This is a genomic window from Streptomyces axinellae (assembly GCF_039532135.1).
Classification (GTDB): Bacteria; Actinomycetota; Actinomycetes; order Streptomycetales; family Streptomycetaceae; genus Streptomyces; species Streptomyces axinellae.
In genome coordinates this window covers 39,655-55,353 of sequence record NZ_BAAARJ010000013.1, presented here as the reverse complement: position 1 = coordinate 55,353, position 15,699 = coordinate 39,655, and the positions used below count along the sequence as shown (strand labels likewise).

At 74.6% G+C, this 15,699-nt stretch carries 8 protein-coding genes and 2 pseudogenes; 4 read left to right on the top strand and 6 right to left on the bottom strand.

Translation table 11 applies throughout. The features are described from left to right. Window positions 1-350: 350 nt before the first annotated feature. Both ABD339_RS20085 and ABD339_RS20080 read right to left on the bottom strand, forming a co-directional pair. On the bottom strand, window positions 351-1,349 hold the full coding sequence (locus ABD339_RS20085) for a serine/threonine dehydratase (protein ID WP_344567775.1): 999 nt from the start codon (window positions 1,347-1,349) through the stop codon (window positions 351-353). Between the two features lie 46 nt (window positions 1,350-1,395). Further along, window positions 1,396-3,705 carry a HelD family protein gene (locus tag ABD339_RS20080; RefSeq protein WP_425576042.1) on the bottom strand — a complete coding sequence of 770 codons (2,310 nt, stop codon included), beginning with the start codon at window positions 3,703-3,705 and terminating at the stop codon, window positions 1,396-1,398. Between the two features lie 674 nt (window positions 3,706-4,379). On the opposite strand from ABD339_RS20080, the gene ABD339_RS20075 reads away from it, so the two are divergent. From ABD339_RS20075 to ABD339_RS20065, 3 genes and pseudogenes are all read left to right on the top strand, one after another. Continuing rightward, window positions 4,380-4,715 (top strand): hypothetical protein, encoded by a 336-nt coding sequence (locus ABD339_RS20075; protein ID WP_344567774.1) that lies wholly within the window; start codon window positions 4,380-4,382, stop codon window positions 4,713-4,715. 268 nt (window positions 4,716-4,983) lie between these two features. Then, window positions 4,984-6,264: pseudogene (locus tag ABD339_RS20070) on the top strand (glycosyltransferase 87 family protein); the annotation flags it as partial. A 394-nt stretch (window positions 6,265-6,658) separates the two neighbouring features. Continuing rightward, a complete protein-coding gene (locus ABD339_RS20065; RefSeq protein WP_344567773.1) occupies window positions 6,659-8,152 on the top strand; it encodes an AMP-binding protein in 1,494 nt (497 codons plus the stop codon). A 106-nt stretch (window positions 8,153-8,258) separates the two neighbouring features. On the opposite strand, the gene ABD339_RS20060 is transcribed toward ABD339_RS20065, so the two are convergent. From ABD339_RS20060 to ABD339_RS20045, 4 genes and pseudogenes are all read right to left on the bottom strand, one after another. Continuing rightward, window positions 8,259-9,905, bottom strand: coding sequence for a DNA repair helicase XPB (locus tag ABD339_RS20060; protein ID WP_344567772.1), 1,647 nt, complete (start codon window positions 9,903-9,905; stop codon window positions 8,259-8,261). Window positions 9,906-10,283: 378 nt separating this feature from the next. Next, window positions 10,284-11,081 carry an alpha/beta fold hydrolase gene (locus ABD339_RS20055; protein WP_344567771.1) on the bottom strand — a complete coding sequence of 266 codons (798 nt, stop codon included), beginning with the start codon at window positions 11,079-11,081 and terminating at the stop codon, window positions 10,284-10,286. 179 nt (window positions 11,082-11,260) lie between these two features. Beyond that, window positions 11,261-11,503 (bottom strand): annotated as a pseudogene (locus tag ABD339_RS20050) (helix-turn-helix domain-containing protein); the annotation flags it as partial. Between the two features lie 89 nt (window positions 11,504-11,592). Continuing rightward, the gene (locus ABD339_RS20045) at window positions 11,593-14,172 is read right to left on the bottom strand and encodes a helicase-associated domain-containing protein (RefSeq protein WP_344567769.1); all 2,580 of its coding nucleotides are present in this window, start codon (window positions 14,170-14,172) and stop codon (window positions 11,593-11,595) included. A gap of 367 nt (window positions 14,173-14,539) precedes the next feature. Here ABD339_RS20045 and ABD339_RS20040 point away from each other — a divergent pair, with 367 nt between their 5' ends. Continuing rightward, entirely contained in the window at window positions 14,540-15,697 is a 1,158-nt protein-coding gene (locus tag ABD339_RS20040) for a hypothetical protein (protein WP_344567930.1), read from the top strand. Window positions 15,698-15,699: the final 2 nt, after the last annotated feature.

Here is a 15,699-nt window from a genome sequence, read left to right as displayed (position 1 = left end):
GACAGCGCACCCGCCACCAGAAGGCCACCGAAGCTCGGTCTGCCCGGCCCCCCGGACCCCGTCCCGACCCGACCCGACCCGACCGAGGACGCATCGACGCGAAGTGCCGCCGCCCAGCGGCCACCGGCCAGCCATGAGCGGAGCGAGAAGACCAAGCCCTGGCCACCACGCGACAGCAGTTAGCTCCCCCGTAACCACCTCAGACGTGCGGTCGGCTCACGGACCCGCCTCGCCGCGCGACGGCGGCGGTACGGCGCCCGGCCACTGCCTACACCCGCGCTCGCCCCCACCCGCGCTCCCCCGCGCGCGCTGCCTCGGTGAAGCCAAGCCCTCTCTGCAGGTCTACAGGTCTACAGGTCACTCAGATTTGTGTTGGCCCCGCAGAGCACTACCGCGACCCGTTCCCCCGAGGCGGGCACGTACGGTGCGCCGTCTCCGACAACTCCGGCGAGCGCCGTGGCCGCGGCGTGTTCCACGGCCAGCCGGTAGGACTCCCACAGCTCACGCCGCGCGGTGATCACCGCGGAGTCCGGTACCAGGACGGACCGCATGTTGCGGTGTCCCGCCGCGGCCAGTGCCATGGGGGTGGCGTGGCGGGCGCCCAGCGAGTCGGCGGCCACCGAATCGACGGGCACGTCCACCACCCGGCCCGCTTCGATCGCCGCGTTCAGTGCCCGGCAGCGCTCCGGCTCGACGGCGACGACTCGTATGCCGTGGTGCTGCGCCGCCGCCGCGACGCCCGCGAACAGGCCACCGCCGCCCACGGAGACGACGAGGGTGTCCAGCAGCGGGATCTGGGCGCGGATCTCCTCGACGAGGGTTCCGGCGCCGGCCGCGATGAGGGGGTTGTCGTAGGCGTGCGAGGTCAGCGCGCCCGCCGTCGCCGCGAACTCCTCGCACGCCGCAGCCGCCTCCGCGTACTCCGTGCCGACCAGCCGCACCTCGGCGCCGTACGAGCGCAGTCGTTCCACCTTGACGCGGGGGGCGTTCTCCGGCAGGAACACCGTGGCGGGAACGCCCTGTTCGTGGGCGGCCCAGGCGCAGGCGACCCCCGCGTTGCCGCCGGAGGCGATGGTGACGCCCGCCGCCGGGAGGGTGCCCTGCTCGCGGTGGGCGAGCAGGAAGTTCCGGGCGCCGCGCGCCTTGAAGCTGCCGGTGTGCTGGAGGAACTCCAGGGCGAACCACAGTTCGTAGCGCTCCCGGCCCGAACCGGAACCGGAGCCGAAGCCGGAGCTGGAACCGAAGCCGGAATCGGAACCGGCCGTGCCGCGCGCGAGAGTGACGGGCCGCACCTGCCCGTCGATACGCTCGGCAGCGGTCTTGACGTCTCCGTATGAGAGATGGTGCACGGCGCAACTCCTCGGGCGCGAAGGGACAAAAGGCTACGTTACGGGGTTACGAGGAAGAGCGCGTCAGCGCCTCCGGAAGCGGCGCCGCGTGCAGCACGGCGAGGCCCGAGACCGCGCGGGTGAGGCAGACGTACAGCCTGCGCAAACCGGTCCGCTCGTCCGGCTCGGCGGCGACGATCGCCGACGGCTCGTCCAGGACGACGTAGTCGTACTCCAGCCCCTTGGCCAGCGTGGCGGGCACCAGCGTGAGCCGGGCCTCGGGGCTCGTCTCCTCGCCGGGTGCGAGCGCGGCGAGCTGCGCGCGGTCGAGAGCGGCGGCCAGCGCGGGAATCCGGGGCTCGGCCGCGATCAGGCCGACGGACCCTTCCTTGCGCAGAGCCTCCTGGCACGCGGCGACCACCGCTCCGTCCAGCCGCTCCAGCCCCTCCGCCCCGTCCAACTCGTCCGAAGTGGCCGGCCCCTCCGAGTCCGCCGGCCCTTCTGAGCCCGTCGGCCCTTCTGAGCCCGTCGGCCCTTCTGAGCCCGCCGGCCCTTCTGAGCCCGCCGGTCCCGTCGGCCCCTCCAGCGAGGAGATCCGGTCGATCGTGAAGTCGCCCGGCGACTCCCGGATCGAGGTGGCCGGGGTCAGCGTCGGCGCGATCGCGTCCAGCAGCCGTGAGGCGTAGGCGATCACGTCGCGCGGCACGCGGAAGCCCTCCGTCAGCTCCTCGACGACCGCCCCGGGTTTGCCGAGGTGGCCCAGGGCGTCCGCCCAACTCTCGGTCGCCCAGGGGGTGGTGCCCTGGGCGAGGTCGCCCAGGACCGTTGCGGAGCCGGTGGTGCAGCGGCGGCCCACGGCGCGGTACTGCATCGCGGACAGGTCCTGCGCCTCGTCCAGGACGACATGGCCCAGGGAGTGCGTGCGCTGGATCAGGTCGGCGGCCTCGTCCACCAGCACCGCGTCTGCGGCCGACCACTTGGCGCTCTTCACGCTCCTCGGCGGCCTGGCCCACAGCAGGTGCTTCTGCTCCTCGGCGGAGAGAACGCCCTCCGCGTGCTCGGCCAAAAAGTCCGGCTCCGACAGCAGGCGCAGCACCAGTCTGGCGGGGTCCACCGTCGGCCACACCTCCTTGACCAGCGCTTTCACCGGCGCGCTGCGCGCCACCGCGTCCTGCACCCGGTCGTCGGGCGACTCCCCCGCCCGCTCCATGCGGGTCAGCACCGCGTGCGCGATCCGCTGGGGCAGGGCGTCGCGGGCCGCGCCGTAGCGCATGTCGCGCGCCAGCAGTTCGCGGATCATCTCCTCGATCTCGTACGCCGGTACGCGCCAGCGCCGCGAGCCGCGCACCACCACCAGCGGCTCCTCCGGCGCTGACGGCCGGGCCGTTCGCACGCCCGAGCGCACCGCGCGGTGCAGTACCCGCGCCATCCGCGCTTCCCCCTTGACGCGGGCCGCCTCGGCGGTGTCGGTGCCGCGCACCGGTACGTCGGGCCGCGCGACCAGGCCCTCCACTGTCGTCTGCCGCGCCTCGAACTCGCCCAGCGCGGGCAGCACCTGTTCGATATAGCGGAGGAAGGAGTCGTTCGGGCCGATGACAAGAATGCCCGTACGAGTGAGCCGCTCGCGGTGCGCGTACAGCAAGTAGGCGACGCGGTGCAGGCCGACGGCGGTCTTTCCGGTACCGGGGGCGCCCTGTACGCAGACGGTGCCCTCGATGCCGGAGCGCACGATCTCGTCCTGCTCGGGCTGGATCGTCGCGACGATGTCGCGCATGGGACCGACGCGGGGGCGCTCGATCTCCGCCTGGAGGAGCGCGCTGGGGCGTTCGGCCTCCCCCTCCGGGGGTACGTCCAGGCCGGAGCGCGGGGGAGGGACGGTGAGGTGTTCGTCCTCGTAGGCGGTCAACTCTCCGGCTGTATAGCCGAATCTGCGGCGCAGCGCGACGTCCTGCGGGTCGCTCTTGGAGGCGCGGTAGAAGGGCTGGGAGACGGGGGCGCGCCAGTCGATGACCATCGGGTCACCGTCCGTGTCGTGAACGTGCCGTCTGCCGATGTAGAACGAGTGAGCGGCCTCCGTCTGCGTCGCTGCCCCGGCTTCGGCTTCGGCTTCGGCTTCGGCTTCGGCCCCGGCTTCGGCTTCGGCCCCGGCTTCAGCTGCGGCTTCGGCTGTCGGGCGCGGCGCCGGTTCCGGATCCGGCTCCCTCGCCGGGGAGTCGCCCAGCGCGTGGAGATAGTCGAGGCGGCCGAAGAACAAGGGGGCGTGGGCGAGATCGGCGAGCGAGGCGATACGGGCCTCCAGGCCGGCGGCCAGTGCCTCGGCGTTGACCCAGTTCGCGGCGACGTCGCGGATGTCGAGCGACTCGGCGTCGGCGCGCATGGCGCGCAGCGCGACGCGGGAGGCGGCGAGATGGGCACGCTCGCGGCCGAGCGGATCGCCGTCGCCCGTACGCGCGTTCTCATCCGCTGGGGGTAGGGGATGCGGGGGTCGCGCGGGCGGCGGGGGTTCGGATGCGGATCGGACGGTCACCAGGCTGCCTCCGGCATGGCACGCGGACGCGCCGCGACAGCCCGGCGGGCGCCTTTTCCTCCCCTCCTCCCCGGTCGGCGGGCGCGTGGCGGACATGGAGCACGCGGACACGCGGGGCCTGCGAGGACGGGGCGCGGGGCGCGACGGGGCGCGGTGCGTCGTACGGATACGGTTCTCACGGACGGCCCGGCCGGTTTCCGTGCGGCGGGCGCCTCGGGGCCGGTGAACCGGCGGCGAGGGGGCAAGTCGGCGAGTCTAGCCCCGCCTTCTCCGGTGGTCGAGCGCTTTTCGGAGGGGCCCGGCCGAGCCCGCCCGGGCCCTTCACCGAGCCCTTGGCGGACGCTTCCGCGCGCCTCGGAGGCCGTGGGGGCGCGCGGGCCGATCTCCGGAGCGCCCCTGAGTCCACCCGAGGGCGCCGTGCGACCGGAGGCGTACCGCCGTCCGACCGAAGGCGGAGAAAACTCCCGTGCACCACGACCTTGCGGCCGATGCGCGGGGAAGCGGCGGATACGGATCATGAGGGCATGGACACCGCATTCATGAACTCCGCACCGATGCGGCCCGCAGGCGTCACCGCGCTGGGCGCGGACCGCGCCACTCGCATCGTCACCCCCCAGACCGGTCACGCTGCCGCCCGCCCCCGCGACGCTGTCTCCCGACTCCGCAACCCTGCCTCGCACACCCGTAACGCCACCTCGCACGATGGGGCGTGCAGCGGCGTCCCGCTCCGCACCCGGTTGCGCCGGAGCGGCCACGGGGCGTTCCGCGCCATACGTGCCTTCGGGGGCGCCGCGTTCAGCGTCGTCGTCCTCGGCAACGGCACCGAGGCCACCTCGCCGGGCCGCCACATCCCCGCGTGAGGGCCGCCACCACGCGGGGCCACACCGCCGCGTGAGGGTCACATCGCCGCGTGAGGGTCACATCGCCGCCGGCGGTGTGAGGGCGCGCGCCGGTCCGGCCCCTGGCGTGGGCGCACGCACCGTCGTCTAGGGTCGTCGGGCACGGAGCCAACGGCGATCCGGGAGCGCTCCCGGGGACGAGGAGTCGGCACGGGTGACCGCCCCCACCAGCCGCACGTCACCCTGGGCGGCCTCCGCGCCGCTCACCCGCACCCCGCAGGCGCTCGCCCTGTTCGCGCTCTCCGCCGCGGGCTTCGTGGCGCTCGCCGTCGCGCTGCGCTTCCCGATGTCGGATGTGCTGGTCTACCGCGCGGAGGGCAGCGCGGTGTGGAACGGCACCGATCTGTACGGCTTCACGGTCACCGAGTGGCGGCTCCCGGCCACATACCCGCCGTTCGCCGCGCTGTTGTTCGTACCGGTGGCGCTGGTGCCGCTGTCGGTCGCCAAGGCCGGGTTCGCGCTCGGCAACATCGCGCTCGTGGCGGTGCTGGTACGGCTGTCGCTGCGGGCGGCGGCGGTCCCCGGGACGGCGCTCGCCGCCGCGCGGCTGCCGCTCGTGCTGACGGTGTCCGCCGGTGCCCTGTGGCTCGAACCGGTCTTCCAGACCCTCGCGTTCGGGCAGGTCAACCTCGCCATGGCCTGCCTCGTCCTGTGGGATCTGAGCCGGCCCGAGGGAGCGCGCGGCAAGGGCTTCGTACTCGGGGTGGCCGCGGGCATCAAACTCACGCCGGCGCTCTTCGTCGTGTACCTGCTGCTGACCGGACGGTTCCGCGCCGGGCTCACGGCGGTCGGCGGCTTCGCGGCGAGCGTGACGGTGGGGGTGCTGGCGCTGCCGGGGGCCGGCGTGGAGTTCTGGACCCGACGGATGTTCGAGACGGGGCGGGTCGGCAAGGCGTGGATCGTGGACAACCAGTCCCTCCAGGGTCTGGCCGCCCGCCTCGCGCACGACCCCGCCCCGGGCCCGCTGTGGCTGGTGCCCGCCGCGGTGCTGGCCGTCGGCGGTATGTGGCTGGCCCGCCGAGCGTACGTACATGACATGGCCGTACATGACATGGCCGTACATGGGGCGGCCGTACATAGGGCGGCCGGGCATGCGACAGCCCCCGGCTTCCGGGGGGTGGACTTCTGGGGCGTGCAGGTGACCGCGTTGGTCTCGCTGCTCGTCTCGCCCATCAGCTGGTCCCACCACTGGGTGTGGTGCGTCCCGCTGTTGATCGGCCTCGCCGTGCGGGCAGAGCGAACGCCGGCGTGGCGGACGTCGGAGCGCTGGGTCCCGCACCATGCGCGTCAGGCATCCCACCATGCGCGTCAGGACCGCGCGCGTCAGGACCATGCGCGTCAGGACCATGCGCGTCAGGCGCTCCGCTGGGTGAGCGCGGTGGCCGTCGTCGTGTTCGCCGCACGCACGATGTGGGTGATCCCCAGGAAGGGCGATCTCGATCTGCGTCTGCCCTGGTGGCAGCAGCCGCTCGCCGCGCCGTATCCGCTGCTCACGCTGGCACTGCTGGCCGTGGTGCCGCCGTTGCTGGCCGCCGCGCGCGGAACGGTTCCGCCTGCACCACGTGTTCCCCCGGCAAGAATCGGCGGAGACGGAGACCACCCCGTGGATCACTCCACGGGGCTCACGGACCCCATCGGGCCCATGGGGTCCGTGGGTTCGGTGGGCTCGGTGGGCTCGACGGGTTGTATGGGTTCGAGGGGGCCCACGGAGTCCGTGACCTCAAGGAACTCCGAGGGCTCCAGGGGCTCCGAGGGGGTCGAGGGCTCCCCCGCAGGATCCGTCACGGGCTCCATGGGGGAGGGGTCCCCCATGGACCGCCCCCGCGACAGGCCCGCGGCAGGCCCCGCGGGCCGCCGGGCGGACCCCCGCGAACACGAGTGTGTAGAGGCCCGAGGAGGCCGGTGTGCGAAGCACGATGCAGGACATCCCGCTGACCGTGACCCGACTGCTGGCGCACGGGGCGCTGGCGCACAGCACGTCCCAGGTGACCACTTGGACGGGCACGACGGGCGGCGCTGAGCCGGACCGGCGCACCTTCCTCGCCTCGGGCGTCCGCGCCGTCCAGCTCGCCGGCGCGCTCGACGCGGAGTTCGGGGTGAGCCCGGGCGACACCGTCGCCACGCTGATGGCCAACACCGCCGACCACCTTGAGGCATACCTCGCCGTGCCCGCCATGGGCGCCGTCCTCCACCCCCTCGACCCCTGGCTGCCCGCCGACGAACTGGTGGCCGCCGCCACGAGCGGCGGTGCGAAGGTGCTGCTCACCGACGCCACCGGGCTGGCCCCGCTCGCCTCGGTACTGCCGCGTCTCAGACACGTACGGCACGTGGTGGTGGCGGGTGGCGGCAACGGCTCCGGCGCCGTCGTCGGCGGTACGGCCTGCGGCGCCGAGGTGCACGACTACGAGAAGTTGATCGCCGACCGCCCCCGGCACTACGACTGGCCCGAGATCGACGAGCGCGACGCCGCCGTCCTGTGCCACACGACCGAGACCTCCGCCGCCACCACCGACGTACGCACCGCAGGCCGCGACGTACGCACCGCAGGCGGCGACGTACGCACCGCAGGCGGCGACGGGCGCCTCGCAGGCGGCGACGGGCGCCTCGCAGGCCGCGAGGTACGCACCCCGGGCGGCGACGTGAGCGTCCCCTCCCCCGGCGTGCGTACCCGAGGCGTCGCCTACAGCCACCGCGCGCTGTATCTGCACGCCCTCCAGGCCCAGACACCCCAGGCGTACGGCATCGGCGAGCACGACCTGGTGCTCCCCGTCGTGCCGATGTCGCGCATGCTCGCCTGGGGCCTGCCCTACGCGGCCTTCGCCGGGGGGACCTCGCTGCTGCTGCCCGGCGCCTACGACCAGCCGGCGCCGCTGGCGGAGATGGCCGAGACCGAGCGGCCCACGCTGGTCGTCGCCGATCTGGCGGCGTGGGACGGCCTGCGGGAGGAACTGGAGGCGCTCCCGCGCGATCTGTCCTCGCTGCGGGAGGCCGTCGTCGTCGGCGGTCCGGGGGAGGAGCCGGGCGGCCCCTTCCTGGTACGGGAGCTGGGGCGGCGGCACGGCTTCAGCACGGCGGCGGCCTGGGGCGCGCCGGGCACGCTGTCGCCCGTGTGCGTGGCCCGCGCGGCGAACGGGGCGGCGGGCGGGGCCGACCACTACCGCTTCCCGGCGTCCGTCGAGTACGGCGTCACCGGCCCCGACCTGGCCCTGCTGCCCTGGGACGGCGAGTCCGAGGGCGAGCTGCTGCTGCGCGGCCCGTGGGTCACCGCCTCCTACGTGGAAGGGGACGCTCCGGTGCACGACGGGGGCTGGCTGCGCACGGGCGAGACGGCGGCGATCACTCCGGACGGCAGGGTCGCCATCAAGAGCGGCCACTCCACGGCACCGGGCAACGCGTAGCGTCCCGAAGGGGCGCGGGGAACGGCGCGCCCAGCCATGAAGCACCCGCACCCGCGAACGCATCCGCACTCACGAACGCGTCCCGCAGAACCCGGCCCCCGGAGGGCTACGTGTCGTCCCCCGCCAGCAGCTCCGTCGAGTCCACGATCCGGTACGCGTAGCCCTGTTCGGCCAGGAAGCGCTGGCGGTGGGCTGCGAAGTCCTGGTCGATGGTGTCGCGGGCCACGACGGAGTAGAAGCGTGCTTCGTGGCCGTCCGCCTTCGGCCGCAGGACGCGGCCGAGCCGCTGGGCCTCCTCCTGGCGGGAGCCGAACGTGCCGGAGACCTGTATGGCGACCGTCGCCTCGGGCAGGTCGATGGAGAAGTTGGCGACCTTGGAGACGACCAGGCAGTTGATCTCGCCCTGGCGGAAGGACTCGAAGAGCTTCTCGCGCTGGGCGTTGCTGGTGTCGCCCTTGATGACGGGGGCGCCGATGTGCTCGCCGAGTTCGTCGAGCTGGTCGATGTACTGCCCGATGACCAGTGTCTGCTGGCCCGCGTGCCGGCGCACCAGCGCCTCGGTGACCTTCCGCTTGCTGTCGGTGGTCGCGCAGAAGCGGTACTTCTCCTCCGGTTCGGCCGTCGCGTAGGCCAGCCGTTCGGAGTCGGTCAGGCTGACGCGTACCTCGACGCAGTCGGCGGGCGCGATGTAGCCCTGGGTCTCGATCTCCTTCCAGGGCGCGTCGAAGCGCTTGGGGCCGATGAGGGAGAAGACGTCGGACTCGCGCCCGTCCTCCCGTACGAGGGTCGCCGTCAGGCCGAGGCGGCGGCGGGCCTGGAGGTCCGCGGTGAACTTGAAGACCGGCGCGGGCAGCAGATGCACCTCGTCGTAGATCACCAGCCCCCAGTCGCGGGAGTCGAACAGCTCCAGGTGGGGGTAGATGCCCTTCCGCTTTGTCGTCAGCACCTGGTAGGTGGCGACGGTGACGGGGCGGATCTCCTTCTTCGTGCCGCTGTACTCGCCGATCTCCTCCTCGGTGAGCGAGGTGCGCTTGACCAGTTCGGACTTCCACTGGCGGGCCGAGACGGTGTTGGTGACCAAGATCAGCGTTGTCGCCTTGGCCTCGGCCATCGCACCGGCTCCGACCAGCGTCTTTCCGGCCCCGCAGGGCAGGACGACCACGCCGGAGCCGCCGTGCCAGAAGCCCTCGACGGCCTGCTTCTGGTACGGCCGCAGCGCCCAGCCGCTCTCGTCCAGCGCGATGGGGTGCGCCTCGCCGTCCACGTACCCGGCCAGGTCCTCGGCGGGCCAGCCCAGCTTGAGCAGCACCTGCTTGATCTGCCCGCGCTCGGAGGGGTGCACGGCCACCGTGTCCTCGTCGATCCGCGCCCCGACCAGCGGCTGGACCTTCTTCGAGCGCAGGATCTCCTCCAGCACCGGGCGGTCCGTCGTGGACAGGACGAGCCCGTGCGTGGGGTGCTTGGCGAGCGTGAGCCGCCCGTAGCGGGCCATCGTCTCGGCGATGTCCACCAGCAGCGCGTGCGGGACGGGATAGCGCGCGTACTCGACCAGCGCGTCCACGACCTGCTCGGCGTCGTGCCCGGCGGCCCGCGCGTTCCACAGCCCCAGCGGGGTCACCCGATAGGTGTGAATGTGCTCGGGAGCGCGCTCCAGCTCGGCGAACGGCGCGATGGCCCGACGGCACGCCTCGGCCAGCTCGTGATCGACTTCCAGCAGCAGCGTCTTGTCGCTCTGGACGATCAAACAGGACACACATACCTCCACTTTCAGGATCCGGAGCGATCGGCTCCCCGAGCCGCACAAGCCGAAGCCGCACAAGCCGAAGCCGCACGGGCCGAAGCCGCACGGGCCCCGGCCGGCAGGCCCCGCGCCCGACGTCGGGCGCCCGGCGCCGGGCGCCGGAGAGGCGTATCGGTCAGCGGCCGGACATGCGCCCCGCCATCCATGTTCGCCTATCGCGCGAAACGACCGAGTCTACGTTTCCCCGGGGCCGGTGTGCAGCCCGCGATTCTCTGTGCGAGGCGGGGCGGTGTGCGCAGCGCGCGGCCGGGAGGGGATGCGTCGGCGCGGGGTCGGGGGGTGGTGCGTGGGCGCGGGATCGGCGCGCGGGGTGGTGCGGTCGATTCAACGTTACCGCTGCGGGAGCGGGAGACCGCGAACGAAGTCCAGCAGCAGAGCGCAGAACCCGGCGGGCTGTTCCAGCGGCGCCAGGTGCCCCGCGTCGGGGAGGATCGTGAGCGCGCCCGCGCCGAGCGCGCCCGCGCCGAGGTGGCGGGCCAGTCCCTCGCCGCCCTCGAAGAAGTCGGGCATGTCATGTTCCCCGACGCCGACCAGGGCGGGAGCCCGCAGCGCGCGCAGCGCCGCCGCTCCGTCGCCCAGCGGGTCCGCCGCCTGGGGCGGCTCGCCGTGGGCGAGCCGGCCGGTCAGCTGTCGGCGGAGCATGCGGGCCGCGTGGGCGCGTACCTCGCCGGTCGCGCCGGGCGACGTCCACGCCTCGACACCGGCGGTCACCGCCGCGTCCAGGTCACCGGCGGCCAGCGCGGCCCGTTCGGCGTCCCAGGCGGCTCGCAGACGGGGGGAGGCGGGCTGGTCGTGGGGCCGGTATCCGACCAGCACCAGGCCCTCGACCCGCTCGGGCGCGGTGACGGCGGCCTGGAGCGCCACCAGGGCGCCGAGGGAGTTCCCGGCCAGGACGAAGCGGTCGGCCCCCAGGTGGTCGAGGGTGTCGAGCACGTCCGACCAGGGGGCCGCCTCGCGGCCCTCGGGGACGAGCGCGTCACCGTGACCGGGCAGATCCAGGGCGATGGCCCGTACGCCCCCGTCGGCCAGCAGCGGGAGGTGCGCGTTCCACATGGTGCGGTCGGTGGGCCGGGCGTGCAGCAGGACGACGGGCCGTCCTCGGCCTGCCTCTTCGGAGGGGAGCAGCATGAGGTGAGGTGCCTTCTTCAGTGAGGGGAGGGGGAAGCAGTGAGGGGAGGGGAAGCGGGGAGGGGAGGGGAAGCGGGGAGCGGTGGCTTCCCGGCGCGGAGGCCGACGGGTGCCTGGCCGGTTGCTGGTCAGACACCCCATGTCGTTTGCGGTCAAGCGGCTGCGGTGAGTTCGTCGATCTCCGCGCCGTCCAGCCCCAGCGCCCCGGCGATCGCCCGGAGCACCTGCTCGGACGGATGCCGCTCCCGGCCCTGCTCCAGGCGGATGTAGTAGTCCGTGCTCACCCCGGCCAGCAGCGCCACCTCGTCGCGCCGCAGCCCGGGTACCCGTCGCTCCCCGTCGTCGCGCAGCCCGACGTCACGCGGTGTGATGCTCGCGCGGCGGGCCCGCAGGTAGTCGCCGAGTTCGTTCCCGCTTTCCATGCCGCCACGCTAGATCGGTCCCCCGCGTCGGGGCGTGGGTGCGGTGCACCCACCCGGCTCTCCGTGACGGCTCGGCTCTCCGCGACGGCTCAGCTCTCCGTCACCTCGGCCACGCCCGTGATGCGGTGGAGGGGGTAGGTGCGGACCTCGTCGGCGGTGTGGTCGTAGGCGGTGACGAAGCCGCCCTCGACCTTGACGGGGGCGATGACGCGCTGCGAGGCGGCGCCGTCGGCGTTGACGTAGCCGATCCACAGGTGACTGCCGGTGAGGGTCGCGGACTGCATGGTGGCGAGGGTCTCGGCCATCACCGTGCGGGGCAGGCCGCCCTCGGGGGCCGGGGCCGTGGGGGCCTTGGGCTTGTGGGGGAGGGTGGCGGCGCGGTCTCCGGCGCGGATGGCGCGTACGGCGGCGGCCAGCAGCGAACCGTCCGGCTGCGGCGGCCCCTCGGGCACCGGGTCCGGCGGGGTGCGCGGCGGGGTGCGGCGCGCGTCGGGGCGGGCGAGCAGCACGTCGCCGTCGGCGGACTCGGCGGCCGGCGCGTGCCCCATCTCGCGCAGCCGGGCCAGCAGTTGGTCCGGCGGCGCGGGCGAGGCCAGCACGGTCGGGGCCAGCAGCCGCAGGCGCAGTGGGGCCGAGCGGCGGTCGGCGAGGATTTCGGCGAGCAGCGAGTCGTCGTCGCAGCGTACGTACGAGGAGGCGGCGCCCACCCGCAACTGCCCGTGCCTGCGTGCGACATCGTCGATCAGGTAGGAGAGCGGCTGCGGTACCGGGGTGCGGGAGTGCGCGGTGAGGAAGGCGTGCAGTTCGGCGGCGGTGCGCCCGGTGTCGAGCGCGCGGCGGACCGAGGCGGGGGTGAAGCGGTAGACCGTGGCGCCGCCCTTGGACTCGACGTCGGCCAGCACCGAGAGCGAGGTGGCCAGTTCGCGCTCCAGGGGGCCCGGTGCGACGGCGGTGAGGTCGGCTTGCAGCAGCACCTCGGTGACCGGTCGGGGCAGGTGCGGGGCCAGTGCTTTGGCGGCCTCGCGGGTGGCGTCCTCCAGGAGGGGGCGCGCGTAGGAGGCGAGGGCGCCCCTGCCGGTGACACCGAGGGCTTCGGCCTCGTCCAGCGCCAGGCGGGCGAGGCGGCCTCGGAGTCCGCCGGGGACCGGGACCGGGACCGGGGCCGGGGCCGAGGTGGGGCCCGAGGTGGCGGCCGGGGCGGGGGCCGGGGTGGGGGTCGGGGCGCGTTCGGGCGGGGGCTCGCGGGACTCTCTGGCGCCCTGCAACGGCCGCTCCCAGCGCAGCCGTTCGAGTACGGAGGCCCGGTCGGGGGCCGAGCCCGTCTCCAGCGTCGCGAGCAGGGCCAGCGCGCGGCGCCGCACCTCGGGCGCCGCGCCGCGGTCGAGCCCGGGGCCCAGCGCGGACAGGGAGCGCCCCTTCGCGTCGCGCTCGCCGACCAGTCCCGCCACGCGGGTGGCCGACATCCAGGCCGTCGCCAGCGCCGCCCAGCGCTCAGCCGGGGCGGCGCGCAGCCAGTCGTCGTAGGCGGGGGTCGGCGCGTACACCTCGTCCGCTTCGCCGTCCGAGGCCAACAGGCCCGCCGCGTAGGCGAGTTCCACCCAGAAGACGGTGGCGGGCTCGGGGAGGTCGAGGGCGGCGGCGGTGCGCTTGAGGTCGCGTACGCCCAGGCCGCCGGCGCGCAGCACCGGGGGCGGTTCCGTCTCCCAGTACCCCAGCAGCTCCTCGACGGTCGAGAGCGCGGTCATCGCCTGCCCGGCGGCCGTCGCGTCCACCGTCGCCGGGTCGTGGGCGCGGGCCGCCGTCACGTGCGGTGCCACCGGCTCCACTTCGCGGTGGGCCCGGCCGCCGCGCAGGTGCAGCGCCACCTCGCGGGGCAGTACCACGCTGCCTGTGCCTCCTGGTCCGCCCGACGCGTCCGGGCCGGCCGGGACGAGCAGCGCACGCTCCAGGAGCCAGGCGACGGGCGGTGAGGGCGCGTTGAGGTCCGCGGCGCCGTAGGGCGGGCCCCACTCCAGCTTCCGGAGCACGGCCACCGCGCCCTCGGGTGCCTGTGCGAGGAGGGCGGCCATGCGCTCGGGGTCGTCGAACAGCGCCACGAGCGCCGCCAGCGCGCTGACCGGGTCGTGGCTGCCCGGCAGCCCGGCGGCGGCGAGCGTTTCCTGGAGGCGTGCGGGCGACAGCTTCGCGCTGCCCGCCGCCTCGGCGAGCGGGGGCCCCAGGCCGGTGGGGGAGGGCGAGGTGAGCAGCTCGCGCGCGGTACGCACCAGACGGGGATGCTCCTCGTCCCCCCACACGAGGGCGCGCGCCCGCAGTTCGGCGAGGGCGTGCGGCAGCCGGGAGGCGGCCTCCGCGCCGGGCAGGAGCGCGCCGAGCGCTTCCCTGGCCACGGCGCCTTGCGTGGGGACGACGGCCAGGGCCTCCGCGGTCTGGAGCGTGAACTGGTCCAGCCGCTCCAGCGCCCGCACGACGGAGGCGCGGGTGCCCGCGCGGGTGGCGAGCTGGGTGAGGTCGCCGGGGACGGGCGAGAGCAGGTCGGGCCGCACACGCAGCAGCGCGGCGAGCGCGGCGTCGTCCCGGCCGCGCAGATCTTCGGCGAGCGTACGCGGGCCGGCGCCCGGACCCCGGCCGTCCGGACGCCCGTCAGGGCCACGCTTTCGCTCGCTGCTCATCTTCCCCACGGTAGCGGGAGGGCGGGTGCCGGGGCGTCGGCTGCGGCGGCGCGGGGACGACGACGGCCAGTGAGGATGACGGCCTGCGAGGATGACGGACAGTGAGCGGTGTGCGCCGATATGGAAGGTCCACGGGGCGGGGGCGGGGCGGGCAGGGTCGGCGTCCGGCGTCCGGCGGGGTGCGTAAAACGTCACCGGTTGAACCGGTGACGAATTTTCGGGATGGCAGCGGAGCCGGGGCGGAGAGCGGCCCGGCTCCTCCGTCCTGCGCGCAGATCCACAACTGGGGGGTGTGCGCGGTACCGTCGTTGCGGAGGCGTGGCGGCGGCCGGCGGGTCGTCGACGAGGAGCAGCCGTTGGGGACTTGGTGGGGATCGAAAGCGATCAGCTCGTATTCGACTATCTGAGCCGGATCGGAGATCTGGCCCACAGCACGCGCATGACCGCTGCCGAGCGGGCGAAGCTCGTGGGCGGGCTGCGCGGCGAGATCGACAAGGCGCGGGCCGTCGAGGGCGGGGCCGAGAGCAAGGCCGCCGTACGCAAGATCCTGGACGGGCTGGGACGTCCGGAGGACGTGGTCGCGGCGGCGAACGGCGGCGCTGTGCCGCGAATGGCCGCGCCGTCCCCGGCCGCGCCCTCCCCGTCCGTACCGCCCCAGCGGCGCATCCCGAGGCTGAGCAAGGGCGGCCGGGGCGCGGCCGACAAGGGCGAGGGTTCCGGCGAGGCCGCCGGTCCGCCACCGCTGCCGGCGCCCTCCCGGCCCGCCGGGCCGAGCGCGGCCTTCGGCGCCTCCTCCCCCCACCTGGCGAGCCTGGATGAGCTGGGGCCGGTGGGCGAGACCGACCCGGACTGGTGGCGGGTGGACCCGAGCCCCTACGGCAGCGGGCCCGGTGGCGGCGGCGGGGTGGCGGCGGGAGAGCCCGTGCCGGGCTTCATCGGCGGCATCGAACTGCCGGAAGTTCTGAAGCCGCCGCCCACCGAGGAAGAGCTGGCGCGCGAGCGGGAACTGTCCACGGCGCCCACGGCCCCCTTGGCGCCGGGCGTACCCGGCGCACCGGGCGCCCCCGCCGCGGAGGCCGTTCCCGAACCGGCGGCCGGAGCCGCCGGCGCGGGGGCGGGGGCGCTGCTGCGGCGGGCGCTGGGCGGCGGACGTGGCGCCAAGGACGAACGTGTCGCGCGCAGCGGCGGTTTCGTGGAACTGGCCGCCGCCGGGCTGCTCGCCGTCGGCGTCGTCACCGGCTCCTTCGTCCCGCTGGCCCTGGGCTGGCTGGCGGCCTGGTGGTCGCCCAAGCTCAGCCGTATCGAGGCGAAGTGGGCGGCCGTCGGCATGCCCGCCGTCGTCGCCGTGGCGACCGGCGTCTGGCTGTGGGGCCGCACCGACGGCCGCTGGGGCGAGCCCATCGCCCAGGGCGGCGACGCGCTGCGCGAGGCGATGGGCGACGTCTTCCCGGTGCTGCTCCGCGTCGCGGCGGGTGCCAGCGCCCTCTACCTGGTGTGGCGGGCCCGCCGCCCGTCCAAGGGCTGACG

Excerpts from the sequence above, each read along its gene's own strand:
- ABD339_RS20045 (WP_344567769.1), bottom strand. The coding sequence starts at position 14,172 with ATGAGCAGCGAGCGAAAGCGTGGCCCTGACGGGCGTCCGGACGGCCGG.
- ABD339_RS20075 (WP_344567774.1), top strand. The coding sequence starts at position 4,380 with ATGGACACCGCATTCATGAACTCCGCACCGATGCGGCCCGCAGGCGTC.
- ABD339_RS20055 (WP_344567771.1), bottom strand. The coding sequence starts at position 11,081 with ATGCTGCTCCCCTCCGAAGAGGCAGGCCGAGGACGGCCCGTCGTCCTG.
- ABD339_RS20080 (WP_425576042.1), bottom strand. The coding sequence starts at position 3,705 with ATGCGCGCCGACGCCGAGTCGCTCGACATCCGCGACGTCGCCGCGAAC.